Raw genomic sequence first — 26,356 nt, 5'->3', positions numbered from 1 at the left:
CTTTGGACGGCATTTAATCTCCATAAATTCAGGTGAGCAGCTTGATGTAGACAAAATGAAAAGCTCTTGCCAAGCCCCGTTTCAACGAGTACTGTACGTTTATACAGTACTTGCATTGTTATCACTATCATGAATCCTTCTTCCATCTTTGCTGCACCAGAGGCATTGCATCCATCGCTGTGGCGTGCCTCGCAGCTGGCACATGCCGACACGCGCTGCATCGACACGGGCCATGCCACCTTGTCCGGCCAGTTGCCGGGCGGTGGCTGGCCCGGCGGCACCCTGGTCGACCTGTTGCTGCAACAACCCGGCATCGGCGAAATGCGGCTGCTGCGTCCGGCGCTGGCCGCCTGCGCAGCGCGCCGCATCGTGCTGCTGCAGCCACCCCACCCACCCCAGGCGCTGGCGCTGGCCGCGCTGGGCCTCGATCCATCCCAATTGCTGTGGCTGCGCTCGACGCGCAGCGCCGATGCCCTGTGGGCGGCCGAACAGGTCTTGCGCAGCGGCAGTTGCGGTGCGCTGCTGTTCTGGGCTAACCACGTGCGCAGCGACAGCCTGCGCCGCCTGCACCTGGCGGCGCAGGGTGGCGAAACCCTGTTCTTCATGCTCCGCCCACTGTCTGCCGCGCAGGATGCATCGCCCGCGCCGCTGCGCCTTGCGCTGCGCCCGGCCGCCGGCGGCATGACGGTCGACTTCATCAAACGCCGGGGACCGCAGCGCGACGCGCCGCTGTTCCTGCCTCTTGGTTCTTCACTACTGCAACGCCATGCGCCTCTGGATCGGCCTGTATTTGCCCCAGCTACCGCTCGAAGTCTTCAGCCCACGCTGGTGCAATAGCGGTAGCAACGGCGGCGGCGCCGATGTTGCCGACGCTGCCGACGCTACTGCTGTGGCTGCTGCTGCGGGTGATCCCGGCATCGTGGTTCTGGAACAGGAGCGGGTGATGGCCTTGTCAAAGGCGGCGCACATCGAAGGCGTGCTGCCCGGCATGCGGCGTGGCGGCGTGCTGATGCTGATGCCCGACGCGCGCATCGTCCAGCGCAGCCACGAGCGCGAGGCCGAGGCCTTGCAGGCAGTGGCGATGGCGATGCTGCAGTACACGCCGCAAGTGGCGCTGGCCGAAGAAGCCACGCTGCTGCTCGACATCGGCGCCAGCCTGCGTCTGTTCGGCGGCATCCGGCAGTTGTGCGAGCGGGTGCGCGCCAACCTGCGCACGCTCGGCTTTACGGGGTGCATTGCCTGCGCGCCCACCGCGCGCGGCGCCTGGCTGCTGGCGCGCCGCAATGCGGGGCGCGCGGTCAAGATGGAGTCGCTCGTGCGGCGGCTCAATCGCCTGCCGGTGAGCCTGCTGCCACCGGCGCGGCCGTTCGCGGCCTGGTTCGATGGCCTGGGCTGCCGCCGGCTGGACGAATTGCAGCGCCTGCCCCGGCCCGGCCTGCAACGGCGCTGCGGGCGCGCACTGCTCGACATGCTCGACGCCGCGTATGGCCACAGTCCCGAACTGTTGCAATGGATCGAGCCGCCCGAACGCTTCCAGGCCCGGCTCGAACTGTTCGACCGGCTCGAACACGCCGACCTGCTGCTGGCTGGCGCCCACCACCTGGTGCTGCAAATGACGGGCTGGCTGTGCGCGCGCCAGCTGGCGGTCGAACGCATCCTGCTGCTGCTCGAGCACGAGCGGGGCAGGGTGGCCTGTCCGCCCACGGCGGTCGAGGTAGCGCTGGCCGAACCCACGTGGCGCGACGAACACCTGATGCGGCTGCTGCGCGAACGCCTGGCCAAACTCGAACTCGTCGCACCCGTGATCGGCATCCGGCTCGAAGCGCAGCAATTGCAGGCGATGGCGCCGCCGACCGACTCGCTGTTTCCCGATCCCGGCGGCAGCGAAGAAGACCGCATGCGCATGATTGAACTGCTGGTCGCGCGCCTTGGCCCTGACAATGTGCTGCAGGCGTTGCCCCATGCCGACTACCGGCCCGAGATCGCCAACGCCTGGGTGCCGGTGCACCAGAAAGTCAGCGCGGCGGCGCGCGCTGCGCAAATGCCGCCCGACGTGCAAAGCCTGCCCCGGCCAAGCTGGCTGCTGGCCAAGCCGCTCGCACTATTGATGCGCGACCACCGGCCGTTCTATGGCTCGCCGTTGCGGGTGGCGTCCAATCCCGAGCGTATCGAGGCAGGGTGGTGGAGCCAGACGCAAACGCGCGATTATTTCATCGCCGAAGGCAAGGACCACGCGCTGTACTGGATCTACCGCGAGCGCATCAACGGCTCGGGCGAGGATGCAGCGCCGCGCTGGTTCCTGCATGGCTTGTTCGGGTGAGGTTTTTGCTTGTATATCAGGCGCGGCCGGGTGCCTTTCTGCACGAGGCTCATGCAAATTCCTGCCGCACTGTGGGTGTGGGAAACCATGCCTGGCACCGGCCGGCGGGGCTGACGCGCCGGCGCGTCGCGCTGACACGGTGAGGCCGTTTGTGCTCGCGCGGCGCCGGTGCAACAGTCGTGCTGTCGATAGTAAAATCGATTCGGTTGTGCGTGCCGTCCTGCTTCAAAGCGTCCTATAATTGGCGGCAAAGCTGCTCCAGGCGAGTCAGCAAGCGAGCCGGTCCGGCGACGTCGAGTCGTCAGCGGCAAGCCTTGCTTTGCTTTTGTTTTGCCAGAGCATTGCCGGTGTTACGTGAGAAGGAGGCGCCAATGATGGACGTGCTCTTGTTCTTGTTCGGACTCATTCTGCTTGTCGCTGGCGCCGAGGCATTGGTGCGCGGTGCTTCCCTTCTGGCACTGTCGGTCGGCATGTCGCCCCTCGTGATCGGGCTCACCGTCGTCGCGTTCGGTACTAGTGCCCCGGAGCTGGCCGTCAGCCTGCAATCGGCTGCGTCCGGCAGCGCTGACCTGGCGCTGGGCAACGTCGTAGGCAGCAATATCTTTAACGTCCTGTTTATCCTCGGTATATCGGCCCTGATTGCACCGCTGCTCGTGGCGCAGCAGGTCGTGCGCCAGGAAGTGCCGTTCATGATCGGCATCTCGCTGCTGCTGCTCGCACTGGCGCTGGACGGGCGCATCGGTCGTGGCGATGGCGCCCTGCTGCTGGGTCTGCTGATCGGCTACACCGCCTTCCTGGTCTACCAGTCGCGGCGCCAGCATCGGCCCGACGCCGCCAGCCTTCCAGACGGCGTGCCCGGCCCGTCCAAAGGCTGGGACAGCCACCCGGCAATGCAACTGCTGCTCATTGTGGCCGGACTCGGCCTGCTGGTGCTGGGCGCCACCTGGCTGGTGGAATCGGCCGTCAGCTTCGCGCAGTACCTCGGCGTTAGCGAGCTCGTCATTGGCCTGACCATCGTTGCGGCCGGCACGTCGCTGCCCGAGGTGGCCACCTCGATCATCGCGGCGCTGCGGGGCCAGCGCGATATTGCGGTCGGCAATGTGGTAGGCAGCAATGTATTCAATATCCTGGGCGTGCTGGGCCTGTCGTCGCTGGTGACATCGTCGGGGATAGGGGTTGCCCCTTCGGTGCTCGCATTCGACCTGCCGGTCATGATCGCGGTGGCAATCGCTTGCCTGCCCATCTTCTTCACAGGCAATCTGATTGCTCGTTGGGAAGGCGGGCTGTTCCTGGGGTTGTACGCGGCCTACATGGCTTACGTGTTGCTGGCGGCCCAGCAGCATGATGCATTGCAACCATACAGCACCGTCATGGCGATGGCGGTATTACCCCTGGTCGCCATTACACTGGCGGTCGTTGCATGGCGCGAGTGGCAGGGGCGGCGCATGCAGCAGGACAGGTCATCCCGCTAGGCGCCCGCCATGGTGCAGACAGCGCTCCCTGTGGCATCGCAGGCGCTCTGGCTCCGCGGGGCCTGGCTGTTGCCACTGGCGTTGCTGCCGGTGGTGGCCGGCCTGCCAGCCGAACCAGCAAGCTGGTCGGTTTCCTGGGTGGCGCCGCTTGGCATCCGCCTGGGGTTTGCCGCCGATGGCCTGGCGCGCCTGTTCCTGCTCCTGGTGTGCGCCGTCGGCGCGGCGGTGCTCGCGTATACGCCCGGCTATCTGCGCGGCCATGCCCGCCTGGGCCAATTGATGGGCCTGCTCATTGCGTTCACGCTGGCCATGGCAGGGGCGATCCTTGCCGACGACCTGTTGTTGCTGTTGCTGTTCTGGGAGGCGACCAGTGTGCTGTCCTTCCTGCTGGTGGGTTTCGAGCATGACAGCCACGACAGTCGTGAAAGCGCGCGCCAGGCGCTGCTGATCACGGGCGCCGGCGGACTGGCGCTGCTTGCCGGGATCGTCCTGATCCTGCTGGCCGCGCCCGGATTGCGGCTGAGCGATCTGGCGCACCTCGATCCTGCCGTGCTTGCCGAGCCGCGCTTCCAGGCGGGGGTGGCGCTGGTGCTCGCTGGCGCCATGACCAAGTCGGCCCAGTTCCCGTTTCACTTCTGGCTGCCGGGCGCAATGGCCGCGCCGACCCCGGTCTCGGCCTATCTGCACTCGGCGACGATGGTCAACCTCGGGGTGTATGTGATGGCCCGCTTCGACGAAGCGATGGGAGCGGTTGCATGGTGGGAAGAAACGCTTCTGTCGATCGGCACGCTCACCGCCTTGTGGGGCGCCGTGCTCGCGCCCCGCGAACGCGACCTGAAACGCATCCTGGCGTGGTCGACCGTCTCCGCGCTGGGCATGCTGACCGTGCTCATCGGCTTGCCCAACGACCTGGGCGCGCTGGCCTTTGTCGCCTTTCTGCTGGCCCATGCGCTGTACAAGGCGCCCCTTTTTTTCGTGGCCGGGAATATCGATCATGCGACCGGAACGCGCCTGGTCGACCGGCTGCGCGGGATGTGCCACGCGATGCCGGTCACTGCGCTGGTAGCATTGCTGGCCGGCGTGTCGATGGCCGGTCTGCCGGCCACGGTCGGTTTCGTTGCCAAGGACAGCATGAAGGCCGCCAAGGAGATCAGCGACGTCTTGTGGGTGGTTGAAGGCGCCAGCCTGCTGGTGAGCACCGTCGGCGTGGCGGTCGCCAGCGTGGCGACCGTGCGCATCTTTTTTGGCCCGCCAACCCGTCCCGCAGACCATGCGCCACACGAGGGTGGATGGCGGCTCACGGTCCCGCCGCTGGTGCTCGCCGGCATCGGCATCGTGCTCGGCTTGTTTCCTGCACTGGCCGAACCGCTGCTGATCGATGCCGCCCGGCTGATCTCCCCCACGCTGACACGCGCCGATGTCTCGCTCGACACCGAATGGCTGCTTCGCATCGAGAGCTTTGCCATTGTCTGGGCGGTCGGGGCGCTCGTGTATGCGGGATGGAACCACCTCTACCGGGGCCTTGACCGACTGCGCTTTCTCGACCGCGCCGGCTCGGCTGCCGCGTATGGCGCCGCGCTGCGCGGCCTGAAACACGTCGCCGGCGTGCTGGCACGCGCCCTGCAGGCGCGGCGCCTGAGTCGCTACATGGTCGCAACGGTCGCCGCCACGGTGCTGCTCTGCGTGCCCTGGGCATTCGACCTGGACGTTGCGCCATTCACCGCGATCACCCCCGACGCTGCCGGCGTACTGGTCGGGTGCGCTACCGTCATCCTCGGAGCCGCGCTGGCCGTGCGGGCCCGGGACACGCTCGGCCGATTGCTCGGTGCGGGCGCCGTTGGCACCGGCAGCGCGATCGTGTTCCTGTTCCGGGGCGCGCCCGACCTGGCCCTGACCCAGCTTGCCGTGGAAACCGTCTTCGTGGTGGTGGCAGCGGTGGCATTGCGCCGTTACCGCCAGCGGCAGGGCAGCGGGGCGGGCGAAGAGCGTGCCGATGCCTGGCGGGCCGGCGTCGCACTGGCGTTCGGCCTGCTGCTCGGCGCCGTGCTGCTGGCGCTGTCCGGCCGGCCGTTCGACGCCGCCATGGCCGATTATTTCCTCGCGCAGAGCGTGCCCTATGCGCACGGACGCAACGTGGTCAACGTCATCATCGTCGACTTTCGCGCCCTTGACACGCTTGGCGAGATTGCCGTGGTCATGCTTGCGGCGCTGGCGACGTGGCCGCTGGCACGCCCGCTGCCTGCCAGGAGAACAAGCCGATGAATACCGGGCGCTCGATCGTGCTGGAGACCACGGTGTCCTTCCTTTACTGGATCATGTTGGCTGCCGCCGTATGGCTGCTGCTGCGCGGGCACAATGCGCCCGGCGGCGGCTTCGTCGCCGCACTGGTGGCAGTGGCGGCAACGGTCGCCCACGCGCTCGTGCGGGGCACGGCAGCGGGCCGCGCGCGGCTACCGCTCGGGCCGCTAAGCCTGAGCGCCCTCGGCCTGGCGCTGGCCGCGGCCAGCGGCCTGCCGGCGCTGGCGCTCGGCCAGCCTTTCCTCACCCACTTGTGGGGTGAACTCGGCGCCGGCGCCATGGCGCTCAAGTTCTCTACGGTGATGCTGTTCGACCTTGGCGTGGCGCTGTGCGTGTGGGGGGCGCTGAGCGGATTCTGCCTGCGGCTCTTGGGGAGCATGCGATGATCGAGTGGGCGATGGCGGCGAGCGTGACCCTGGTGGCTGCCGCCGGCCTGTACCTGGCGAGCTCGCGCGACCTGGTGGCAATCTCGGTGGGGCTGGCCTTGCTTGGTGCAGCGGTGAACCTGTTCGTGTTCGCAGCCGGCCGCCTTGGCCAGGCAGCGCCGCCACTGATTGCGCCAGGCGCGGCTGCGCCCCTGGCGGCGGTGGCCAACCCGGTACCGCAGGCACTGGTGCTGACGGCCATCGTGATCGGTTTCACCTTTGCCTGTTTCGGCATCGCTCTGGCGCTGGCGCTGGCCGCTCACGACGACCGCGCCGATGCCGATGCACTCGAACAAGCCGAACCACCCCCGAGGCCTGACGGTGACCCCGGGGAACTGCCATGAGTGGCCTACTAGCGGCCGCGCCGGTGCTGGTGCCGCTGTTTACGGCAGCGCTGACGGTTGCGCTGGCGCGGCGTCCGCGCCGCCAGCGCGCCGCCAGCCTGGGCGGGGCGCTGATCCTGCTGCTGTGCTGCGCGGCATTGCTGCATGGCGCTGCGGGCGGCGTGGTGGTGGTAACGCAGTTCGGCGCCTGGGCCGCGCCTTTCGCGATCGTCTTTCGTATCGACCGCGCCGCCGCCCTCATGCTGACCGTGAATGCCGTGCTGGCCGTGGCCGTGCTGGTCTGGCCCAGCCGGGGCAGCGCACTGGCCACGCCGTTCGGCCCGCCGCTGGTGCATGGCTTGCTGGCCGGCGCGTGCGGGGCCTATGCCACGGCTGACCTGTTCAACCTGTACGTCTGGTTCGAGGTGATGCTGATCGCGGCCCTCGGACTGATCGTTGCCGGCCGCACACCGGCGCAGCTGGAGGCTGGTCTGAAATACCTGGTCCTGAACCTGTTCGGCACGGTCGTCCTGCTGGCCGCGGTGGCGGGCCTGTACGGCCTGACCGGCCAGCTCGGCTACCACGCACTGGGGATGGCGCTGGCCGGGCGCGGCGACGATCCGCTGGCATTGCTGCTGGGCGCGCTGTTGATCATTGCGCTGCTCATCAAGGCCAGCGCTTTCCCCTTTTTGTTCTGGTTGCCGGCCGCCTACCCGGTGCTGTCGCCGCCGGTACTGGCGCTGTTTACGGCTTTGACCACCAAGGTCGGGGCCTACGCCTTACTGCGCGTTCTCCATGAAGTCTTCCCGGCCGGTGCGCCAGCCTACACCCCCGTCCTGGGCTGGCTTGCCTGTGCCACCATGATTGCGGGCGTAATGGGCGCGGTGTATCACTACGACCTGCGCCGCATTCTGGCCTTCCATAGCGTGAGCCAGATGGGCTATATCCTGTTGGCGGCGGCGCTTGGCAGCGCTGCCGGGATCGCTGCGGCGCTGTTCTTCAGCATTCACCACATCCTGGTCAAGGCCAACCTGTACCTGGTTGCAGGCATGATTGCCCGCAGGGCAGGGCACTACGACCTGCGCAAAATCGGCGCCCTGGCGCGCAGTGACCGAGCGCTCGCCGGCCTGTTTGCGCTGAACGCGGTGGCGCTGGTCGGGATGCCGCCGCTGTCCGGCTTCTGGGCCAAGCTGCTGATCCTGCGTGAAGGGTTTGCCCAGGAACATTACCTGTGGATGGCGGTGGCCGTATGCACCGGGGGGCTGACCCTGCTGTCGATGGCCAAGATCTGGATCGAGGCGTTCTGGAAACCGCACCCGGCGCCACTCACCAGGCCGGGTGCACCCTTTCCCACGGGCGCGTGGGCCAGTTGCGGCGCGCTGTCGTTGCTGGCCCTGGGCATGGGCCTGATGCCGGGGCCGCTCATCGATTTCCTGGTGGCGGCCGCCGGCACGATGGCGCCACCGGTGGCCAGGCCTGCACCATGAAACGCATCGCCGCCGGCCTCCTGATCGTGTGGCACCTGTTTGCCTCCATTGCGCGTTCAGGTTGGCAAATTTCGTGGCGCATCCTGCGTGGTCCGCATGATTTTGCCCCCGGTTTCGTCGACTACCGGTTCCAGCCGATGCAACCTTGGGCAACGACCGTACTGGCCTGCCTGATCTGCCTCACGCCAGGGACCACGGCGGTGGACGTCGACGCCGCCGCCGGACGAATCCGCCTGCATATGCTCGACACCGGTAACGGCGCCGATGAGGCGGCGCTGCAGGAAATCCGTCATCTGTTTGAAGTTGCCGTGCGCGTGCTCTTTGCTCAAGAGGAGATGTCATGACAATACTGGTCGAGGTGTTTCTTGGCCTGGCACTGTGGCTGGTCCTGGCGGCCTTGCGCCGCCTGCCCGGAGCTGCAAACCGGCTGGTGGCCATCGATGTTCTCAGCGCCTGCGCCCTTGCGGCATGCATACTGGCTGCTGCGCGTACCGGGCATACGGCTTTCCTGGACGTTGCGCTCGGCTTCGCCCTGATCGCGTTTCTCGCTACCGTTTGCTGGGCCAACGCGCTGCGCGCCGAGGCACCCGGCAGGGACGCGCCATGACGGCCCTGGGTTGGACGCTCATGATTGTCGGCGCAGCACTGCTCGCAGTGGCGGCGCTGGGCCTGCACAGGCTGCCGGACGCCCTGTCGCGGCAGCATGCGGCAACCAAGGCGGCGACGTTGGCGCTTGGCCTCATGCTGGCCGGCCTCGCCGTGCTGCAGCCGGGATCGGCCTGGTGGATCAGGATCGGCGCGCTGGTGACGGTACTCGCCGCAACCGTGCCGATTGCGTCGCACGCGCTGGCGCGCGCCGCGGCGTCCCGGCCGGACGCCTCAAGGTCGGATGCTTCAACACCGGATGCTTCAGCGCCGGACTGATCCGCGACGCCGTCATCAACGGCGCTGCATGGATTGTTCAAAGAAACTCTGTGCCCCCAAAGCGCGCCAGCGAACGGTACGGTTAGCCCGATCGGGCATCATTGCGCTGTCCACACTCGACAGGGGAACCCATGAAACGATCCATCCACCTCGCTGCTCTGGCCGCAATGACATTCGCTGGCGCGACCCACGCCGCTACGCAGCAGACGCTGGAAACTTCCGGCTTTACCGTCAAGATCGTGCAGCAGTGCGAAGAGGGCAACGTCACCTGCGACGACGTGCGCTACACCGGTACCAGCAAGAAAACCGGCAAGGCAATCAAGCTGCGTGGCAAGACCATGCACTCGATGGCAGCCGATGGCGTCACGCCCGGCGCCTTCCAGGGCTACGTATTTCGCTCGGGCCGCGTGAGCTACACCGTGTTCGCCGATGGCCGGCTGGTGGTCACTGAAGGCAAGAAAACGCTGGTGAACCAGCGGGGCGAATGGAAGTAGTCCTGGCCCGCACTCGATGAACCGAGAATAGCGTCGCCCGGTTAAATCACCATGCTCAATCCGGCGCCAGCAACTGTTCCAGCCGGCGCGGATAGTGATTCAAAAAGTCGCGCGTCACGGCGTAATGTTCCGTGTCCTCATACGCGATCTCGGCAATGCCGGCGCCGTCAAATGCCAGGATCTTCGCGTTAGGATAGGCAAGCAGAATCGGCGAATGCGTCACGATGATGAACTGCGACTGATCCTGCGCCAGTTGATGCATCGCCCGCAACGCTGCCAGCTGGCGATTGGGCGAGAGCGCCGCCTCGGGTTCATCGAGCAGGTACAGGCCATTGCCCCTGAATTTGTCGAGCAGCACACTCATGAATGCTTCGCCATGCGAGCGCGCATGCAGCTTCTTGCCGCCATAGCCGCCAAGGGCAGTGGTCTCCGGCATCCGGTCGAGGTAGGTCGCGAGATTGTAGAAGCTCTCGGCCCGAAGAAAATAGCCGTCTTTGGGCCTGCGCGTGCTGCGCGACATCCGAATGTGATCCGCCAGCCGGGTGTGCTCGCCGGACGTGTTCAGCAAGCGGTTGTTCAGCGTGCCGCCTTCGATGCCAAAGCCCAGCGCCAGTGCGATCGCTTCAAGAATGGTCGACTTGCCGCTGCCATTTTCGCCAACGAAGAAGGTCACGTCGGCGTGGAACTCGATCGATTGCAGTTCGCGCACGGCAGGAATGTTGAACGGGAAGTCATCGAAGCCGACCTCGTTGCCGAAGTCGGCCCACACGCGTTGCAAGTAAGGCTTGGCGCTGAAGCGATGCATGGCAAAAGACGGGGAAGTCGATATATTGACCATCATCGCACACGTTGAGCAGATAAACGGCTCCTGACAGTAGGGTGGGCGGCTACGCCGTCCACGCGGTGATCGTTGGCGGCAAGATCATCGAACTCGCCCACGGGTTCAGAAAACTCGCGCCGCCAATTCACTCCAGCATCATCGTCCGCGCTGCCTCGGTACCACCCCAGTCCGGCGGATAGATACCGTTTTTAACAAACCGTCCAAACGATGAATACGGCCACTGCGCTGCACTGGTGACATGACCATGCCTGACCGGGTTGTAATGAATGTAATCGACATGGCGCGTCATGTCGTCGTCATCCCTGATCTGATGCTCCCAGAAACGCCGTTGCCAGATCGCGGCTTCAGCGCGGCGGCGGCGCGTCTCGGTAGGCACGATATCGTCATATTGATCGCGACAGGAGAAGGAAACATGGTGCTTGATCTGTGCCCATCGCGTCGAGCTGTCGGTGTCGCCATCTGGCAGGGTCCAGATGCAGTGCAGATGGTCCGGCATCAGCACGATGGCGTCGATCGAGAAGGGACGACGCTGGCGCGTCCGGTTGAATGCAACGCGCAAGGATAAGCGGATCGCATCGTCGCACAGGATGGGGCGACGACGAAAGGCGACCAGTGTGAAGAAATAAGTCCGGCCAGAGCGGACGCGGCGAAAATGGGACATGCTGGCGAGCGTATGCGGCACCAGGGGGTAATGGGATGTCGCACGTCAAGCGTGACGTGCGCGTTGGATTTGCCGGCGGGCGGACGCGTGGATGGCGGAGCCATCCACCCTACTTGAACGTGCGCCTCGGATCGGCCGATCGTTGGACGCGTGGATGGCACAGCCATCCACCCTACAGCGCCTTGAACAACACCTCAAGCCGGTCCTTCGTGCCCGGAATGCGTTCCAGGCGCGGATAGCGCAGGCCGTCGCGGTAATCGAGCGAGATCGTGCGCAGGTTGTTCCCCTTGCGTACCAGGAGTTCGAGCGGCGCCTTGCCATCCTTGGCTGCACGCACCGCTGCCTTGAGCACGTCGCCCTTGTAGACGCGGTTGTTGACCGCGACGATCGTCGTGTTGGCGGCCAGGCCTGCGCGGAAGCCCACGCCGTCCCAGATCACGCCGGTGATGCCGCCGTCGGCGCGCACCTGGAAGCCCAGCGAGTAGGTGAAGTCGGTGGTCTTGTTGCGCTCTTCCGCGCCACGCGCCGCGTCGCTCGGCGTGTCGCCGTAGACCAGCTTCCAGCCGGCGCGCTTGAGGCCATCGAGCGGGGCGCCCGGGCCGTGGCCGTCCAGGCGCGCGCGCAGGAACGGCGCCCAGTCGTATTTCTGGACCTTGTTCAAGGCGACCACCACGTCCTCGAACGTGTAGTAGGTCGTCTGCGTGCTGCCGTTGTCGATGCCGAAGAAGGCGCGCGCGAAGTCCTGCAGGCCGCGCTGTTCGCCCGACATCTCGCGGATCATCGTGTCGACGTCGAGCCAGATCAGCATGCCCTCGGTGTAGTAATCCTCGCTGCGCTGCCAGTTGCCCCAGCCGATCGGGCGGCGGCCGTTGATGATCGGGTCGTTGACGGTGTCCTGCACTGCGCGCCAGTCGCGGCCCTGGGTGGCGTCGTAGCGCGCCGCGTCGGCCGCCAGCGCATCGCGCGCGTGGGTTTGCGAGACCAGGCCCGAACGCGCGGCGAGCACCTTGCCCCAGAACTGGGTCTGGCCTTCGTACAGCCACAGCAGCTCGTTCTGCAGCGGCGTGTTGAAGTTGGCGACATCCTGGCCTGCAGGCCGGCGGAACTTGCCGTTCCACGAGTGGACGAATTCGTGCGGCAGCAGTTCGCGCCCGGCCTCGTTGCGGTTCCACTCGGTGAAGTACCCGAGCTTGACGCCGTTCTCGCTCGACTGCTGGTGCTCGCGGCCGATGCCGCCGAATTCGTCCGAGATCGCAAACAGAAAATCATACTGGCGATAGTGGTGCGAACCGAACAGCTTGAGCGCCTGGTCGACCATCGCGCGGTGCAGCTTGATCTGGTCCGGTTTGGCCTCGAGGTTTTCGGGATTGTCGGCCACGACATTGAGCATCACCGGCTGCTTCGCGCCCGGCGCCAGGTCGATGCGCTTGAAGTAGCGGCCCGCGAACAGGGGCGAATCGACCAGCGTATCGAGATCATGCGGCTTGAAGCGCACTTCGTCGCCGGTGCGCGCTTCGACCGCCAGCGAGCTGGCGAACTGCCAGCCGGCGGGCAGGCGCAGCGTTGGCTGCACGGTGATGCGGCGCGCCTGGTAGCCGGCCGGGTACAGCGCCACCGACTGCCACTGCACGCCGAGGATGTCGTCCGTCATCGTGATGCGGCCCTGCGTCGTATCGAGCGGCGACAGGAACTGGTATTCGGCTTCCAGCGTCGTCGCGCCTTCCGGCACGACGACGTGGAATGCATACACGTTGACCGGGTCGCGCTTCCACTCGACCGGCTTGCCGCCGGCGCGGAATTTCAGGCCGGCGAGCTGGGTCAGCGGAATGTTCGGGCCGTGGTTCCCCGGCGCCCACTGCGGATACAGCAGCGTCATCGCACCAGGCTGCACGGGCATCGACAGGCGCATCCTGAAGACCTGCTGCGACAGATTGCTCGCGTCGACATGCAGCGCGATCGTGCCGGGATACGGCGCGTCGCCGACGGCGGGAAGCTGGGCCGAGGCAGGCAGGGCCAGCGCCAGGGCAAGAATCAGGGCGCTCGCCGGACGGGCAGCGCGTGCAAAGAAGGTGCGGGATGCGGTCATGGGAAAAGGCAGGGAAGGGAAGCCGGGCAGTGTAGCACCGCCCGTAGCGCAGGATTTTCGCTACGACATCATATAAACAAAATTTGGAAAAATAATTAAAATTCCGTATTTTGCTTGTCTTGATTTCGCGATCGATGGCATTAGATTGGTACCAGCGGATGCTCAACTGAGGTCCGCACCCTTATCGCTTAACTTTACAAGGATAGACATCATGCGTACTTACGACCTGACCCCTCTCTACCGTTCCGCCATCGGTTTCGATCGCCTGGCCAGCCTGCTCGAGCAACGCGCCGAGTCGCAGCCAAGCTATCCACCGTACAACATCGAACTGGTGAGCGAAGACCAATACCGCATCGTGATGGCGCTGGCCGGCTTCACCCGCGACGAAGTCGAGATCATCACCGAGCGTGACAGCCTGCACGTCACCGGCCGCAAGCAGAAGGATGACGCCCAGCGCACCTTCCTGCACCGTGGCATTGCAGCGCGCGATTTCGAGCAGCGCTTCCAGCTGGCCAACCACGTGAAGGTCACCACGGCGTCGTTCGACAACGGCATGCTCACCATCGAACTGGTGCGTGAAGTGCCCGAGGCGCTCAAGCCGCGCAAGATCGCCATCGGCGATGCTGCCGGCACCACGATCAGCGGCGACAACGTCCAGGCACTGGAACAGCGTGCTGCCTGAAATGGCGCAGATGATGCAGTAATGGTTTGAACGGAGGGCGCCTGCAGCATCGGGGCGCCCTTGTCATATCTGGCGGGCCTCGTGTCTGCGCAACCGCAAACCGTGTGCATTAAGCCGTGTCTAAGGAGTGTTGCCTGTCAACTTAAGTATGGTCTAAGACGGTTGCGCGACACTAGCCTCATCGAATCTCGATCACCGATTTACCGAATTTTCATCAGGAGCACATCCATGTCGAACCCAAGTGCCGTTACTGCCATCACTGCCAAACGCCTGACGCTGGCCCTGTGTGCCGCGGGCGTCATCGGTGGCGCGGTCGGTGCCATCGCTGTCAATCATAACAACGCCACTGCCAATGCCGCCGCCCCAAGCGTGCCTGCTGTTGTCGCGGCCGCCCCTGGCGCTGCGCCGGCTGCCGCCGTGGGCGCACCGTCGTCGACCGTGGCGCTGCCCGACTTCACGCGCATCGCTGCGCAACAGGGCAAGGCAGTGGTCAATATCCGCGTCGTTGGCGGCACCAAGACAGCTGCCCGTGGTGGTGGCGGTGCAGGCGGCATGCCAAGCCTCGACCCGGGCCATCCGCTGTATGAGTTTTTCAAGCAGTTTCAGGACCCGCGCTCCGGTGGCGAGCGCGGTGGTCGTGAAGCGCCCGTTTTCGGCGCTGGATCGGGCTTCATCGTAAGCCCGGACGGCGTCATCCTTACCAACGCACACGTCGTGCAGGGCGCTGACGAAGTCACGGTCAAGCTGCAGGATCGCCGCGAGTTTCGCGCCAAGGTCCTGGGCTCCGACCCGCGCACCGACGTGGCTGTGTTGAAAATCGATGCCAGGGGCTTGCCCGTGGCGCCGATCGGTAAATCGAAGTCGGTCCTGGTGGGCGAGTGGGTGCTGGCCATCGGTTCGCCGTATGGCCTCGAAAGCACCGTCACCGCCGGCGTGGTCAGCGCCACCGGTCGTTCCATCTCGGACGGCAGCGTGCCGTTCATCCAGACCGACGTTGCGGTCAACCCGGGCAACTCGGGTGGCCCGCTGTTCAACACCCGCGGTGAAGTGGTCGGCATCAATTCGCAGATCTACAGCCAGACCGGCGGTTACCAGGGTCTCTCGTTCTCGATCCCGATCGATCTTGCGGTGCGCATCAAGGACCAGATCGTCGCTACCGGCAAGGTGCAGCATGCCAAGCTCGGTGTGGGCGTGCAGGAAGTCGGCCAGAGCTTTGCCGATTCGTTCAAGCTCGAATCGGTTGAAGGCGCCCTGGTGAGTAACGTCGAGCGTGGCAGCCCGGCCGAACGTGCGGGTCTGAAATCCGGCGACGTGATTCGCACGGCCAACGGCACGCCGATCGTCTCGTCGGGCGACCTGCCGGCCATGATGACGATGGCCAAGCCGGGCGACAAGATCGCCATGGACGTCTGGCGCGATGGCAAGCTGGTGCGCATCGATGCGACGCTGGCTGACGCTGCCGACAAACCACGCCGCGGCCAGGCGGAAGACGTGGCCGGCGTCGTCGACAACAGCGCCAAGCTGGGCTTGTCGTTGCGGCCCCTGGAGCCGATCGAGCGTCGCCAGAGCGGCATCGCGACTGGCCTGTTGATCGAAGATGCTTCGGGCGCCGCCGAGATCGCGGGCATCGAACCGGGCGACGTGCTCATCTCGGTCAACGGCCGGCCGGTGAACTCGGTGGCGCAGGTGCGCGAGATGGTGGGCAAGGCCAGCAAGTCGGTGGCCCTGCTGATCCAGCGCGGCAGCGACAAGATCTTCATCCCGGTGCGGATCGGTTAATTGGTTAAGATAGCGTAGCGCCCTCGGGTCGCACTTTTACAACGGGGGATGTATGCGGCTGCTGCTGGTGGAAGACGATACGATGATCGGCGAAGTAGTGCTCGACCTGCTCAGGGCCGAGCACTACGCAGTCGACTGGGTCAAGGACGGCGAAATGGCCGACACGGCCCTGCTGCAGAACCAGAACTACGATCTGGTGCTGCTCGACCTGGGGCTGCCGCGCAAGGACGGCCTCGAAGTACTGCGCTCGATGCGCGCGCGCAAGGACCGCACGCCGGTGCTGGTGGCCACCGCGCGCGACTCGGTGGCCCAGCGCATCGCGGGCCTGGATGCCGGCGCCGACGACTACGTGCTCAAACCCTACGATCTCGACGAACTGCTGGCGCGCCTGCGCGCGCTGCTGCGCCGTGCTGCTGGCCGCGCCGAGCCGATTTTCGAATACCGCAATATCACGATCAATCCGGTCACGCGCGAAATCATGGTCGACGGCACCCAGGTGTCGCTGTCGGCGCGCGAGTGGGCGGTGCTCGAAGCGCTGGTGGCGCGGCCTGGCGCCGTGCTCTCGCGCGCGCAGCTCGAAGAAAAGCTGTACAGCTGGCGCGATGAAGTCTCGAGCAATGCGGTGGAAGTGTATATCCATGGCCTGCGCAAAAAACTGGGCAGTGACCTGATCCAGAACGTGCGCGGTGTCGGCTACATGGTGCCGAAAGCATGAAAATGACGCACTCGCTGCGCGGGCGCCTGCTCTGGTTCCTGCTCGCGGCGATCACGATCGCGGCGGTGGCGCAGGCGACGATCGCCTACCGCACCGCGCTGCACGACGCCGACCAGATCTTCGATTACCACATGCAGCAGATGGCCTTGTCGCTGCGCTCGAGCACACCGCTGTCGAACGACGAAGCGCGCGCGCGGCAGGAAGCCGAAAGCGCCGGCGGCAACGACGACATGGTGGTGCAGATGTGGTCCCCCGATGGCGCGCAGATGTTCCATAGCGTCTCGCGTGCGCGCCTGCCGCAGCGCGCGGTGCTGGGCTTTTCGAACGTGCGCGCCAACAGCACGACCTACCGCGTTTTTTCGATCCAGACCTCGAATCAAACGGTGCAGGTCGCGCAGGACCTGGCCGTGCGCCGCAATATGGCCGGCAACCTGGCCCTGCGTACGCTGGGGCCCATCGCGGTCATGATGCCGATCCTGATGCTGGTCGTGTGGTGGGTCGTGAGCGGCTCGCTGCAACCGGTGGCGCGCGTGCGCTCGCAGGTGGCGTCGCGCCAGGCCGACGATCTGTCCCCCGTCTCCGATACCGGCTTGCCCGACGAAGTGCGCCCGCTGGTGCAAGAGCTGAACCTGCTGTTTGGCCGCGTACGCACTGCGTTCGAGGCCCAGCAGAACTTCGTGGCCGACGCCGCGCACGAACTGCGTACGCCGCTCGCGGCGCTGCGCCTGCAGGCGCAAAGCCTGGACCGGGCCGACACGCCCGAGGCGCGCCAGGTCGCGGTAGGCCGCCTGACGGCCGGCATCGACCGCGCCACGCGCCTGGTCGAGCAGCTGCTGATCCTGGCGCGGCAGGAAGCCACCGCCGCCGAAGGCACGGCTGCCAAGACCCGGCCGGTGGACCTGGCCGACCTGGCGCGCCGCACGGCCGCCGACCTGGCGGGCGTGGCCGCCGCCAAGGGCGTCGATCTGGGTCTGCAGCAGGCCGACCCGGCCAGCGTCGACGGCCAGCCCGACGCGCTGCAGATCCTGCTGCGCAACCTGGTCGACAACGCGGTCAAGTACACCCCGGGCGGCGGCACCGTCGACATCTCGGTGCTCAGCGGCGCCGGCACGGTGGCGGTGCAGGTCGAAGACAGCGGCCCCGGCATCCCGCCGGACGAACGCGAACGCGTGTTCGACCGCTTCTACCGCGTGGCCGGCAGCGAAGCCGCCGGCAGTGGCCTGGGCCTGGCCATCATCAAGGCAATCGCCGAGCGCCACGGCGCGGTGCTGACGCTGGGTTCTTCCGAGCGGCTGGGGGGCTTGATGGCGACCGTCACGTTCAAGACGCCAGTACAGACAAGTCTTTAGCAGCGCAGCTCGTGATAACGCTGGCGCAGGCTGAGGGTGTCCTGCGCCAGCGTCTCCTTCGATTCGCGGGCTAGCCCGTGCTCCTCCATGCGTTCGTGGTCGACGATCGCCGCTTCGAGTGCGCGGCATTCGCGCTGTGCTCTCGCATCCAGCGCTTGACGTCGCACCGCTGTGGCGTACTGTTGCTCGTTCATTCCCAGAAGCGGTTTCAAGGCGCGGGCCATGCCCTCCTGTTGATATTCGCGCGCGACTGTCGCGCCTACGCGGGACGTGCCCGACAGCTTGTCGACACCGCGCGCAGGCACCACGTCGAGCCGCTTCGCACCGAGGCAGGGCACATCGGTATAGGCGGTCTTGCCGGCCACCTCACATTTGTAGATCGTGCGGCTGGGCGCCGGCAGCTGCGCATGCGCGGGCAGCGAGGCAAGTAGCAACAACAGCTTGCCAGCGATGGCAGTCTGGATTCTGAATGGGATGGTGTACATGGTGTCTGCCGCCGCCGTGCTGTCAAGCCAGGCAGAATACCGCAGCAGGCAGGGGCAAAATAGCGTCAATTGTCACGCCGGCGCGGTGTCCATACTCACGGTAAAATAACCGGTTTGGCGGCTTTTTATCCGCCTGTCTGCATACCGGGAAACCCATGAACAAGAACATATTGGCCGCCAGCGTACTGGCGGCAACTGCCGGCCTGGCGTCAAGCCAGGACATCGTCAAGATCGGCCATGTGGCCGGGATCACCGGGCCGGTGGCCTACTTTGGCAAGGACACCGAGAACGCCACGCGCATGGCGATCGAACACCTCAACGCGCGCGGCACCACGATCGCTGGCCGCAAGGTGACGTTCCAGCTGGTGGCCGAAGACGACGCGGGCGACCCGAAGCAGGCCACCAGCGTGGCGCAGAAGCTGGTGGACGCCAAGGTGAACGGCGTGATCGGTCACCAGACGTCGGGCACCACGATTCCCGCGTCGAAGATCTATCACACCGGCGGCATCCCGCAGATTTCGCCATCGAGCACCAGCCCGAAATACACGCAGCAGGGCTTCAATACGGCGTTTCGCACGATCGCCAACGATGTCCAGCTGGGCCAGGCCCTGGGCCGCTACGCAACCGGCGCCATGAAGGTGCGCCGCGTGGCCGTCGTCGATGACCGCACCGCGTACGGCCAGGGCCTGGTGATGGAATTTTCCAGGAGCCTGCAACAGCAGGGCGGCACGATCGTCGCGCGCGAATTCACCAACGACAAGGCGACCGACTTCAGCGCCATCGTCACCCGCATCCGTGCCACCAAGCCGGACATGGTCTTCTTCGGTGGCCTGAGCGCCACGGCCGGCCCGATGCTGCGCCAGATGAAGCAGCTCGGCATGAACGTGCGCATGATGGGCGGCGACGGTATCTGCTCGGACGAGATCTTCAAGCTCTCCGGCGGCACCATGGCCGACGGTCAGGTCGTGTGCGCGGAAGCGGGCGGCGTGCGCGGTGAAGGCAAGGTCGGCATGGACAAGTTCCGCGCCGACTACAAAAAGCGCTTCGGTATCGACGTGCAGATCAACGCGCCGTATGCGTACGACGCGACGATGGTCATGGCCGATGCGATGGTCAAGGCCGGATCGGCCGTCCCTGCGAAATACCTGCCATTCCTGGCCAAAGCCAGCTACAAGGGCGTGACCGGGCCGGTGGCGTTCGATGCCCGCGGCGATGTGCGGGACGGGACGATTACCTTGTACGGTTTCAAGGGCGGCAAGCGCTCCTTGATCACGGTGACCAAGTAGGGTGGACGGCTGCGCCGTCCACGCGTTCAAACCAAGCCTGCGTAGCCACGTCGCGATGACTGTTTGAACGCGTGGACGGGAAACCCGTCCACCCTACGCGATCAGGTGTCGGAATGTCGGCTCGATATTCTTCGCGTGCAGATGGCGCACGATATCTTCCAGCGTCGCGTCTTTCAGCAGCAGGCCTGCTGGCGGCGCGGACATGGGCGCGGCTTCGCTGGCCACGACCGGCGTATCGCGTGCCGCTACCACCGGCGCACTCACCGCGGCCGGTTCAAGCAGGCGCCACGCGTGCTCGAACTGCTCCGCATCGATACTCTCCAACCCTTCCAGGAACCCGGCCTGGCCGTTCGGCGGCGGCTGCATGTCCAGCCCCGGTTCGTCGGCAAACGACGCACCCATGCCCGGGTGGATGAAGGCGGCCCATTTGCCGGTGCGCGGGTGCAGGCAGGGCGGCAGGGCGACCGGCGCACGCACCGCGTCCGGCGCCAGCTCGACGTCGGGGAAATACGCATCGCGCAGGCGTTCGAGAAAAGCCTGCGCACGCTCGGCCGGCACCGGCGTCGCGAGCGACAGCCACAAATAATAGGCGTCGCCGCCCGAGATGCTCACTGCGGGCGCGGGCAGCTTGAGCGTCGTCTGCAGCGCATTGGCCACTTCGCACAGCCGCGTCCAGTGCGCTTCGCTGTCGGCGCCCTTCGTCTTGCGAAACGGGATCATCATGGCGCGCGTCTGGCCGTCGCCGCCCGTCAGGCTGACCGGCAATGCGAGGATGTCGGACGGCAGCACATCGGCGGGAAGATACAGCCGCATCAATTCGGCAATCAGTTTGTGCATGGTGTTCTCGCTGTAAAGCGGGCATTTTGACACATCGCGTGCCCGAATACCCTGTGGTACGGCGCCAACAGCCATTCTTGCGTGAAAAGCCAGGCGATTACTTTTTCGTGGATTTAAAACGATTCCGGCGAAAAAAAACATATCGCAGAAGTGGCTGCGATATTCTTTCAATCGCTTTTGTAAGAAATTGCGCTATTTAAGTTATCGCAAATATTTATATCGAGAAACGCTCTAAATAAGCGTATGCAATCCGGTTGCAAACCATTCAAAAATATCGCATTCTCGTTTCCGGCATTCGATCATCAGAATGCACATTCAAATAAATATAACGGAGACCAGCGTGCATCACACCCTTTCCTCATTTGGAACATGGGCCATATTGTCATCGGCCATGCTTCCTTCGTTCGTCGCTGCCCAGGCCGCACCCACCCCGATCGTCTTCCAGAATGCAGCCGTGCACGACCCGTCGGTCATCAAGGTGGACGACATGTTTTATGTGTTCGGCTCGCACCTGGCGGCTGCCAAATCGCGTGATTTGATGAAATGGCAGCAGGTCAGCGACGGCGTCACCGCGAGCAATCCATTATTTCTCAATGGCGCATCGAATGTATTCACCGAACTGGCCGAAACATTCAACTGGGCGCAGTCGTCCACACTTTGGGCGGCCGATGTCAAGCGTATGCCGGACGGAAAATTCTATATGTATTACAACGCCTGCAAGGGCGATTCGCCACGTTCTGCATTGGGTATTGCGGTAGCGAATAATATCGAAGGTCCTTATGTCGACAAGGGCATCATTTTAAAATCGGGCATGTGGGGCCAGCCCAGCCATGACGGCACGATCTACGACGCACTGAAGCATCCGAATGCCGTCGATCCGCACGTCTTTTCGGATCGTGCCGGCAAACTGTGGATGGTCTACGGCTCGTATTCGGGCGGGATTTTCATCCTGGCGCTCAATCCCTCGACCGGCATGCCATTGCCGGGGCAGGGCTACGGCAAGCGCCTGATGGGCGGCAACCACGCACGCATCGAAGGCGCGTACGTGATGTACAGCCCCACCACGTCGCACTACTACCTGTTCACATCCTTTGGCGGGCTGGATTCGACCGGTGGCTACAATCTGCGCGTCGCGCGCTCGCTCAATCCGGACGGGCCATACGTCGACGCCCAGGGCAACGACATGGCGGCTGTCAGATCCGACCCCACCAAGCCGCTGTTCGACGACGTATCGATCGCGCCCTACGGCGTCAAGCTGATGGGCAGCTTCCTGTTCGAGCGGACCCTGGGCGATACCGGCACAGGCATCGGCACCGGTTATGTCTCGCCCGGCCACAACTCGGCGTATGTTGATCCGGCCAGCGGCAAGCATTTCCTGATCTTCCATACGCGCTTTCCCGAGCGCGGCGAGCAGCATGAAATCCGCACGCACCAATTGTTCATGAATGCGGACGGCTGGCCGGTCGTCGCGCCGCGCCGCTACACGGGCGAGACGCTGGGCGCCGTGCGGCGCGAATTCGTGCAGGGCGACTACATGCTGGTCAACCATGGCAAGGACATCTCGGCCGCCGTCAAGAAGTCGCAGTCCATCGCACTCAACGCCGACGGCACGATCACGGGCGCTGTCGGCGGCAGCTGGCTGCTCACCGGCAGCAACGGGATCGAGATCCGCCTGCCCGGCGCCTCGCCGTACAAGGGTGTCTTTGTCAGCGGCTGGGATGAAACGGCCAAAAGCCCTGCGATGACCTTCTCGGCGGTCTCGCGCGAGGGCGTCTCACTGTTCGGCAGCCGGCTGTCGCCACGCACCGAGGCGCAGGTGGTCAATGCCGTCGCCGCAGAACTCAGCCTGGGCAACACGAGCGCCGTCACGGCCAATCTCGCGCTGCCCACGCGCGGCACGCGCGGCGCGGTGATTGCCTGGACGTCGTCCAATCCGGCCGTCATCAGCAACACAGGTGTGGTCACCAGTCCGGCCAGCGGGGACGTCAATGTCATGCTCACGGCGCGCATCGCCAAGGGCAATACGGTGGTCACCAAGACCTTCGCCGTCACCGTGCGCAAGGCCGGCGGCCTGCTGGCCCACTACACCTTCGATGGCAGCCTGGCCGACGCAAACGGCATCTTCGGCGCCGGCAGCGTGACCGGCAACCGGATCGACGCGCCAGGCGGCAGCATCGCCTTCGAGGCCGGCGTGAAGGGCAGGGCGGCCGTCTTTGACGGGGCGAGCGGCGTGCGGCTGCCCAATGGCCTCATCGCGAGCCAGAACTACAGCGTGGCGCTGTGGCTCAAGCCGGCGGCACTGACGGCGTTTTCCACGACCTTCTTTGGCGCGCGCACGACCGAATCCTGGGTCAGCCTGCTGCCGATGGGGCATGGGGGCGTGGGCGGCGCATCGATGCTGTGGTCGGGCACGGCCTGGTATGACGCCGGCCTTGGCATGACGATCCCTGTCGGCCGCTGGTCGCACGTGGCCTTCACCGTGCGAAACGGCACGGTCAACGTGTATGTCGATGGCAGCAAGCGATTCAGCGGCGCGGGTTTCCCCAACGTGTTTACCGGCACCAGCGGCGTGTTTGCGGTGGGCGTGAACTGGTGGGATGCGCCATACCGGGGCGCGATGGACGACCTGCGCATCTACGGCTCGGCACTGAGCGACGCCGACATCGCGGCGCTCGTGCGCCAGTAACCCGCCACGTCTTTCACATCAAGGAGCACCCTATGAAACACATCATCTTTTCGCTGTTGCTGGCGGCTTGCTGCGCGAGTGTGCACGCCGACGTCATTGGTTTTGACGACCTGGCCAGCAGCGAGACCGCGGTCATCGCCGACGGCTATGCGGGCTTCAACTGGACCGGCGTTGGCGTCATCGGCGCCGATGCCTACCCCGACAGCGGCTTTGCCAACGGCGTGGTCTCGGCGGCCAACGTCGCCTTCAACCATGCGGGCGGCACCGTCACGATCTCGAATGCGGCCGGCTTCGATTTCATCGGCGCGTTCTTCACGTCGGCCTGGTATGAACAGGAACTCGCGTTCGAGGGCAGCCGTGCAGGCCAGCTGCTGTTCGCGACCGACGTGTCGTACGGGATCGACACGGTCACGCCGCAGTGGATCGAACTTGGTTGGCGCGGCATCGACACGCTCACGATCTACAATAGCAGCGGCACGCAGTGGGCCATGGATGCCTTCACGGCATCCGCTCCGGCGCCGAACACGGTGCCGGAGCCGGGGACGCTCGCGCTGTGCGGCATTGCTGCTGCGGGGGGGCTGGCAGCGCGCAGGCGCAGGCCGCTGCAGCGGGCGTAAACGCCAACGGCCTGCAATCGCTTGCAGGCCGTTGTGTCACCGCGCGGTCAGGTCAGATCAGAAGCGGTGCGCCAGGCGCGCGAACAGCGCCGCGCCATTCAGGCCGAACTGCACGCTCTCGTACTTGAAGCCGTTGTCGGTCTCGTTCGCATCCTGCACGGTTGGCTTGACGTCGAAGATGTTGGTGCCGCCCACCGTCAGGCGGGTCTTCTCGGTGAAGGCCCACGTGAAGGCCAGGTCGGCCGACGTCTTGGCTTCGTACTTCTGGTTCGGCACCGGTGGACCCGAGAAGGTGCCCAGCGTCTGCGGGCCGAAGTGGATCACGCGCAGTGCGGTTTCCAGCTTGCCCTGGACGTAGTCGAAGCCCAGCGTGGCCTTGCGGCGCGGCGCGCCTTCTTCGATGAACAGGCGCTCGCGCTCGGACAGCAGCACGTCTTCGAAGCCTGCCAGTGCGGCCGGCGCTTTCACGCGCTGCACTTCGGTCTTGCTGAAGTTGGCGGCCAGGAACGTCGTCAGGCGGCCGGCGGCCACGTTGGCGCGGTGCGAGACCGTCAGGTCCAGGCCCTGCGTCTTGGTGTCGACCGAGTTGACGAAGAACTGCGCCTGGCCCACGCCCAGCTGCTGCAGCGTCGCGCCCAGCGCCGGGTAGTTGTCGGCGTCAAAGCGGCCCGACAGCACGATGCGGTCATCGATGTCGATGCGGTACAGGTCGGCCGTGACCGACAGTGCCTGCGTTGGCGACCAGGTCAGGCCCAGCGTGTAGCTCTTCGATTCTTCGTCCTTGAGTTGCGGGATGCCGGCGGCGGCGGCCACGCGGCCACCATTCGGCGCCAGCACGACGTCCAGCGGCTGGCCGCTGACGAAGTCGGTGAAGGTCGACGAGAAGTAGGCCTGCTGCAGCGACGGCGCGCGGAAGCCCGTGCTGGCCGAGCCGCGCAGCAGCAGGTCCGGCGCCAGGCGATAGGCGGCGGCGAGCTTGCCGGTGGTGGTCGAGCCGAAGTCCGAGTAGCGCTCGTAGCGCAGCGCGGTCTGGACCTTGAGGCGGTCAGTCAGGTCCGTTTCGATGTCGACGTAGGCCGCGTTGCTGTGGCGATCGGTGTCGGTTTCGTCGCCCGGCTGGAAGCCCGGGAAGCCCTGGCTGCCGGCGTTGCCCCCCAAGCCCACGCCGTCGGCGTCGATGTACGAACCGGCTTCACCGGCGAAGATCTGGTAGTTCTCGCGGCGGTGCTCGAGGCCGAACGCGACGTTCATGCCCTTGAACACATCGCTGTAGAAGCGGCTGATGTCGGCGTTGGTGGTCGCCTGGCGGAACGAGAACGCGCCCGCGTAGAAGCGGTCGGCGCTGCGGCCCGGGCCGCCGCCAAGCAGATCGAGGTTGGCGATCGAGGCGTTGAGCGTATTGGCGATGTTGTACTTCAGGCGGTTGTAGCCGTAGGTCTGCGACAGGTCGGCATTCCATTCGCCGGCCGTCCAGCGGTAGCCGACGGTGCCCCAGCGGTCATCGACCTTGCCGTTGATGAACGGCACGAACCCGTCCGGGTACATCGCAGCCGAATTGCGCGACGGGATGTCTTCGGAACCCAGGCCTTCGCGGCCGAAGGCGGCCGACGAGGCGTCGCGCTGCTGCACGCCGGCGGTGAAGTAGAACTTGCCGCCCGCGCCAGCCGGGAATTCGCCGTTCAGGTAAATGGTCTGGTTGTCGGCTTTGGTGTCGCCGATGATGCGTGGGTTGCCGGGCTCCGAACGGTTGGAGCGGCCGCGGTCCGAGTATTCGCCGGTGATGCCCAGCACGCCGCCACCGAGGGCCACGCCGCAGTAGGCCGATGCCTGCCAGTTCTCGCCGTCGCCTTCGGTGTACTGGCCGTAGCCGGCCACCGATTCGCAGCCCAGGCTTTTCTTCAGGTCGATGTTGATCACGCCGGCAATCGCGTCCGAGCCGTATTGGGCGGCGGCGCCATCGCGCAGCACCTGCACTTCGCGGATTGCCATCACCGGGATGCCGTTCATGTCGGTGCCGGTGTTGCCGCGGTTGCGCGCGCCGAACAGGTTCACCAGCGCGACCGTGTGGCGGCGCTTGCCGTTGACGAGCACCAGGGTCTGGTCCGAACCCAGGCCGCGCAGGGCGGCCGAGTCGATCAGGTCGGCGCCGTCGGCGCCAGTCTGGCGCGTCGAGTTGAACGACGGCGACAGATTGCTCAGCACCTGCGCGAGGTCGAACTGGCCGCTTTGTTCGGCCGCTTTCGTCATCGGGATGAAGTCAATGGCGACCGGGGTGTCGGTGCTGGAGGCGGCGCCGACGCGGCGCGAGCCGACGACGCTCACGCTTGGCACGACGGCGTCGGTGGTGATGGCGGGTGCGGTTTGCGCCTGAACAGCGACAGGGGCGAGGGCAAGGGAAGCAAGAATGGTGCTGCCATACAGACTGGCCAACACGGAACGGGGCATGATTTTGAGTTTGAGCACTGGTTTCTCCGAAGGATGTTCGGATACTATCAATGGATCCTTCGATTGCCGTTGCAATGTGGCATTAACACAACGTTCTTGTTGTATAACTTTGTATTATCAATTCGGTTGCATAAGTAATTTCCT

Annotated in this window: 24 protein-coding genes; 18 read left to right on the top strand and 6 right to left on the bottom strand. The window is 65.4% G+C overall.

Translation table 11 applies throughout. The features are described from left to right. Positions 1 to 129: 129 nt before the first annotated feature. The 11 genes from imuA (at position 130) to AC56LV_RS11310 (ending at position 9,743) form a co-directional block, all read left to right on the top strand. The gene (imuA, locus tag AC56LV_RS11360) at positions 130 to 837 is read left to right on the top strand and encodes a translesion DNA synthesis-associated protein ImuA (protein ID WP_499557682.1); all 708 of its coding nucleotides are present in this window, start codon (positions 130 to 132) and stop codon (positions 835 to 837) included. Then, complete coding sequence (locus AC56LV_RS11355) at positions 767 to 2,320, top strand: Y-family DNA polymerase (RefSeq protein ID WP_499557680.1); 1,554 nt, start codon at positions 767 to 769, stop codon at positions 2,318 to 2,320. Before imuA ends, AC56LV_RS11355 begins: the two co-directional genes overlap by 71 nt. A 371-nt stretch (positions 2,321 to 2,691) precedes the next feature. Further along, positions 2,692 to 3,792 carry a calcium/sodium antiporter gene (locus AC56LV_RS11350; RefSeq protein WP_499557678.1) on the top strand — a complete coding sequence of 367 codons (1,101 nt, stop codon included), beginning with the start codon at positions 2,692 to 2,694 and terminating at the stop codon, positions 3,790 to 3,792. Between the two features lie 9 nt (positions 3,793 to 3,801). Further along, the gene (gene mbhE, locus AC56LV_RS11345; RefSeq protein WP_499557676.1) at positions 3,802 to 6,054 is read left to right on the top strand and encodes a hydrogen gas-evolving membrane-bound hydrogenase subunit E; all 2,253 of its coding nucleotides are present in this window, start codon (positions 3,802 to 3,804) and stop codon (positions 6,052 to 6,054) included. Then, positions 6,051 to 6,476, top strand: a complete 426-nt coding sequence (locus AC56LV_RS11340; protein WP_499557674.1) for an MnhB domain-containing protein — start codon at positions 6,051 to 6,053, stop codon at positions 6,474 to 6,476. The genes mbhE and AC56LV_RS11340 overlap by 4 nt, the downstream gene beginning before the upstream one ends. Beyond that, positions 6,473 to 6,859 (top strand): NADH-quinone oxidoreductase subunit K, encoded by a 387-nt coding sequence (locus AC56LV_RS11335; protein WP_499557672.1) that lies wholly within the window; start codon positions 6,473 to 6,475, stop codon positions 6,857 to 6,859. The genes AC56LV_RS11340 and AC56LV_RS11335 overlap by 4 nt, the downstream gene beginning before the upstream one ends. Beyond that, on the top strand, positions 6,856 to 8,325 hold the full coding sequence (locus AC56LV_RS11330; protein WP_499557670.1) for a proton-conducting transporter transmembrane domain-containing protein: 1,470 nt from the start codon (positions 6,856 to 6,858) through the stop codon (positions 8,323 to 8,325). Before AC56LV_RS11335 ends, AC56LV_RS11330 begins: the two co-directional genes overlap by 4 nt. Then, positions 8,322 to 8,669 carry a Na+/H+ antiporter subunit E gene (locus AC56LV_RS11325; RefSeq protein WP_499455131.1) on the top strand — a complete coding sequence of 116 codons (348 nt, stop codon included), beginning with the start codon at positions 8,322 to 8,324 and terminating at the stop codon, positions 8,667 to 8,669. Before AC56LV_RS11330 ends, AC56LV_RS11325 begins: the two co-directional genes overlap by 4 nt. Further along, complete coding sequence (locus tag AC56LV_RS11320; RefSeq protein ID WP_499557668.1) at positions 8,666 to 8,932, top strand: MrpF/PhaF family protein; 267 nt, start codon at positions 8,666 to 8,668, stop codon at positions 8,930 to 8,932. The genes AC56LV_RS11325 and AC56LV_RS11320 overlap by 4 nt, the downstream gene beginning before the upstream one ends. Further along, a complete protein-coding gene (locus AC56LV_RS11315; protein ID WP_499557666.1) occupies positions 8,929 to 9,249 on the top strand; it encodes a monovalent cation/H(+) antiporter subunit G in 321 nt (106 codons plus the stop codon). The genes AC56LV_RS11320 and AC56LV_RS11315 overlap by 4 nt, the downstream gene beginning before the upstream one ends. Positions 9,250 to 9,380: 131 nt before the next feature. Beyond that, on the top strand, positions 9,381 to 9,743 hold the full coding sequence (locus tag AC56LV_RS11310; protein ID WP_499455128.1) for a hypothetical protein: 363 nt from the start codon (positions 9,381 to 9,383) through the stop codon (positions 9,741 to 9,743). A 55-nt stretch (positions 9,744 to 9,798) separates the two neighbouring features. Here the strand turns inward: AC56LV_RS11310 and AC56LV_RS11305 are convergent, their stop codons facing one another. The 3 genes from AC56LV_RS11305 to AC56LV_RS11295 all read right to left on the bottom strand — a co-directional run bounded on the left by AC56LV_RS11305 (position 9,799) and on the right by AC56LV_RS11295 (position 13,331). Further along, on the bottom strand, positions 9,799 to 10,548 hold the full coding sequence (locus AC56LV_RS11305) for an AAA family ATPase (RefSeq protein ID WP_499557664.1): 750 nt from the start codon (positions 10,546 to 10,548) through the stop codon (positions 9,799 to 9,801). 160 nt (positions 10,549 to 10,708) lie between these two features. Then, positions 10,709 to 11,245, bottom strand: coding sequence for an REP-associated tyrosine transposase (locus AC56LV_RS11300; protein ID WP_499557662.1), 537 nt, complete (start codon positions 11,243 to 11,245; stop codon positions 10,709 to 10,711). 172 nt (positions 11,246 to 11,417) lie between these two features. Further along, positions 11,418 to 13,331 carry a M61 family metallopeptidase gene (locus AC56LV_RS11295; RefSeq protein WP_499557660.1) on the bottom strand — a complete coding sequence of 638 codons (1,914 nt, stop codon included), beginning with the start codon at positions 13,329 to 13,331 and terminating at the stop codon, positions 11,418 to 11,420. Positions 13,332 to 13,542: 211 nt separating this feature from the next. On the opposite strand from AC56LV_RS11295, the gene AC56LV_RS11290 reads away from it, so the two are divergent. From AC56LV_RS11290 to AC56LV_RS11275, 4 genes are all read left to right on the top strand, one after another. Beyond that, entirely contained in the window at positions 13,543 to 14,013 is a 471-nt protein-coding gene (locus AC56LV_RS11290) for an Hsp20 family protein (protein WP_183555607.1), read from the top strand. 228 nt (positions 14,014 to 14,241) lie between these two features. Continuing rightward, on the top strand, positions 14,242 to 15,792 hold the full coding sequence (locus AC56LV_RS11285; protein ID WP_499557658.1) for a Do family serine endopeptidase: 1,551 nt from the start codon (positions 14,242 to 14,244) through the stop codon (positions 15,790 to 15,792). Positions 15,793 to 15,844: 52 nt separating this feature from the next. After that, a complete protein-coding gene (locus AC56LV_RS11280) occupies positions 15,845 to 16,507 on the top strand; it encodes a response regulator (protein ID WP_258835222.1) in 663 nt (220 codons plus the stop codon). Continuing rightward, the gene (locus AC56LV_RS11275) at positions 16,504 to 17,856 is read left to right on the top strand and encodes an ATP-binding protein (protein WP_499557657.1); all 1,353 of its coding nucleotides are present in this window, start codon (positions 16,504 to 16,506) and stop codon (positions 17,854 to 17,856) included. The genes AC56LV_RS11280 and AC56LV_RS11275 overlap by 4 nt, the downstream gene beginning before the upstream one ends. On the opposite strand, the gene AC56LV_RS11270 is transcribed toward AC56LV_RS11275, so the two are convergent. Continuing rightward, positions 17,853 to 18,341: a hypothetical protein gene (locus tag AC56LV_RS11270; RefSeq protein WP_499557656.1), complete on the bottom strand. Its 489-nt coding sequence runs from the start codon at positions 18,339 to 18,341 to the stop codon at positions 17,853 to 17,855. The genes AC56LV_RS11275 and AC56LV_RS11270 overlap by 4 nt on opposite strands. Positions 18,342 to 18,496: 155 nt before the next feature. Here AC56LV_RS11270 and AC56LV_RS11265 point away from each other — a divergent pair, with 155 nt between their 5' ends. After that, positions 18,497 to 19,627 (top strand): branched-chain amino acid ABC transporter substrate-binding protein, encoded by a 1,131-nt coding sequence (locus AC56LV_RS11265; RefSeq protein ID WP_499557655.1) that lies wholly within the window; start codon positions 18,497 to 18,499, stop codon positions 19,625 to 19,627. A 93-nt stretch (positions 19,628 to 19,720) separates the two neighbouring features. Here the strand turns inward: AC56LV_RS11265 and AC56LV_RS11260 are convergent, their stop codons facing one another. Continuing rightward, positions 19,721 to 20,464 (bottom strand): hypothetical protein, encoded by a 744-nt coding sequence (locus AC56LV_RS11260; protein WP_499557654.1) that lies wholly within the window; start codon positions 20,462 to 20,464, stop codon positions 19,721 to 19,723. A 391-nt stretch (positions 20,465 to 20,855) separates the two neighbouring features. Here AC56LV_RS11260 and AC56LV_RS11255 point away from each other — a divergent pair, with 391 nt between their 5' ends. Continuing rightward, the gene (locus tag AC56LV_RS11255; protein WP_499557653.1) at positions 20,856 to 23,150 is read left to right on the top strand and encodes a family 43 glycosylhydrolase; all 2,295 of its coding nucleotides are present in this window, start codon (positions 20,856 to 20,858) and stop codon (positions 23,148 to 23,150) included. 32 nt (positions 23,151 to 23,182) lie between these two features. Then, a complete protein-coding gene (locus AC56LV_RS11250; RefSeq protein WP_499557651.1) occupies positions 23,183 to 23,767 on the top strand; it encodes a PEP-CTERM sorting domain-containing protein in 585 nt (194 codons plus the stop codon). Between the two features lie 57 nt (positions 23,768 to 23,824). Here AC56LV_RS11250 and AC56LV_RS11245 read toward each other — a convergent pair whose 3' ends face one another. After that, positions 23,825 to 26,230 (bottom strand): TonB-dependent receptor plug domain-containing protein, encoded by a 2,406-nt coding sequence (locus AC56LV_RS11245; protein WP_499557649.1) that lies wholly within the window; start codon positions 26,228 to 26,230, stop codon positions 23,825 to 23,827. Positions 26,231 to 26,356: the final 126 nt, after the last annotated feature.

Source organism: Telluria sp. RB2R28 (assembly GCF_059685835.1).
This window is presented reverse-complemented; position numbering and strand designations above follow the sequence as displayed.

Coding starts and splice junctions, on each gene's coding strand:
- imuA (WP_499557682.1), top strand. CDS start 130: ATGAATCCTTCTTCCATCTTTGCTGCACCAGAGGCATTGCATCCATCG.
- AC56LV_RS11295 (WP_499557660.1), bottom strand. CDS start 13,331: ATGACCGCATCCCGCACCTTCTTTGCACGCGCTGCCCGTCCGGCGAGC.
- AC56LV_RS11275 (WP_499557657.1), top strand. CDS start 16,504: ATGAAAATGACGCACTCGCTGCGCGGGCGCCTGCTCTGGTTCCTGCTC.
- AC56LV_RS11320 (WP_499557668.1), top strand. CDS start 8,666: ATGACAATACTGGTCGAGGTGTTTCTTGGCCTGGCACTGTGGCTGGTC.
- AC56LV_RS11325 (WP_499455131.1), top strand. CDS start 8,322: ATGAAACGCATCGCCGCCGGCCTCCTGATCGTGTGGCACCTGTTTGCC.
- AC56LV_RS11330 (WP_499557670.1), top strand. CDS start 6,856: ATGAGTGGCCTACTAGCGGCCGCGCCGGTGCTGGTGCCGCTGTTTACG.
- AC56LV_RS11250 (WP_499557651.1), top strand. CDS start 23,183: ATGAAACACATCATCTTTTCGCTGTTGCTGGCGGCTTGCTGCGCGAGT.
- AC56LV_RS11310 (WP_499455128.1), top strand. CDS start 9,381: ATGAAACGATCCATCCACCTCGCTGCTCTGGCCGCAATGACATTCGCT.
- AC56LV_RS11340 (WP_499557674.1), top strand. CDS start 6,051: ATGAATACCGGGCGCTCGATCGTGCTGGAGACCACGGTGTCCTTCCTT.
- AC56LV_RS11290 (WP_183555607.1), top strand. CDS start 13,543: ATGCGTACTTACGACCTGACCCCTCTCTACCGTTCCGCCATCGGTTTC.
- AC56LV_RS11265 (WP_499557655.1), top strand. CDS start 18,497: ATGAACAAGAACATATTGGCCGCCAGCGTACTGGCGGCAACTGCCGGC.
- AC56LV_RS11315 (WP_499557666.1), top strand. CDS start 8,929: ATGACGGCCCTGGGTTGGACGCTCATGATTGTCGGCGCAGCACTGCTC.
- AC56LV_RS11305 (WP_499557664.1), bottom strand. CDS start 10,548: ATGCATCGCTTCAGCGCCAAGCCTTACTTGCAACGCGTGTGGGCCGAC.
- AC56LV_RS11280 (WP_258835222.1), top strand. CDS start 15,845: ATGCGGCTGCTGCTGGTGGAAGACGATACGATGATCGGCGAAGTAGTG.
- AC56LV_RS11260 (WP_499557654.1), bottom strand. CDS start 20,464: ATGCACAAACTGATTGCCGAATTGATGCGGCTGTATCTTCCCGCCGAT.
- AC56LV_RS11285 (WP_499557658.1), top strand. CDS start 14,242: ATGTCGAACCCAAGTGCCGTTACTGCCATCACTGCCAAACGCCTGACG.
- AC56LV_RS11350 (WP_499557678.1), top strand. CDS start 2,692: ATGATGGACGTGCTCTTGTTCTTGTTCGGACTCATTCTGCTTGTCGCT.
- AC56LV_RS11355 (WP_499557680.1), top strand. CDS start 767: ATGCGCCTCTGGATCGGCCTGTATTTGCCCCAGCTACCGCTCGAAGTC.
- AC56LV_RS11335 (WP_499557672.1), top strand. CDS start 6,473: ATGATCGAGTGGGCGATGGCGGCGAGCGTGACCCTGGTGGCTGCCGCC.
- AC56LV_RS11300 (WP_499557662.1), bottom strand. CDS start 11,245: ATGTCCCATTTTCGCCGCGTCCGCTCTGGCCGGACTTATTTCTTCACA.
- mbhE (WP_499557676.1), top strand. CDS start 3,802: ATGGTGCAGACAGCGCTCCCTGTGGCATCGCAGGCGCTCTGGCTCCGC.
- AC56LV_RS11270 (WP_499557656.1), bottom strand. CDS start 18,341: ATGTACACCATCCCATTCAGAATCCAGACTGCCATCGCTGGCAAGCTG.
- AC56LV_RS11255 (WP_499557653.1), top strand. CDS start 20,856: ATGCTTCCTTCGTTCGTCGCTGCCCAGGCCGCACCCACCCCGATCGTC.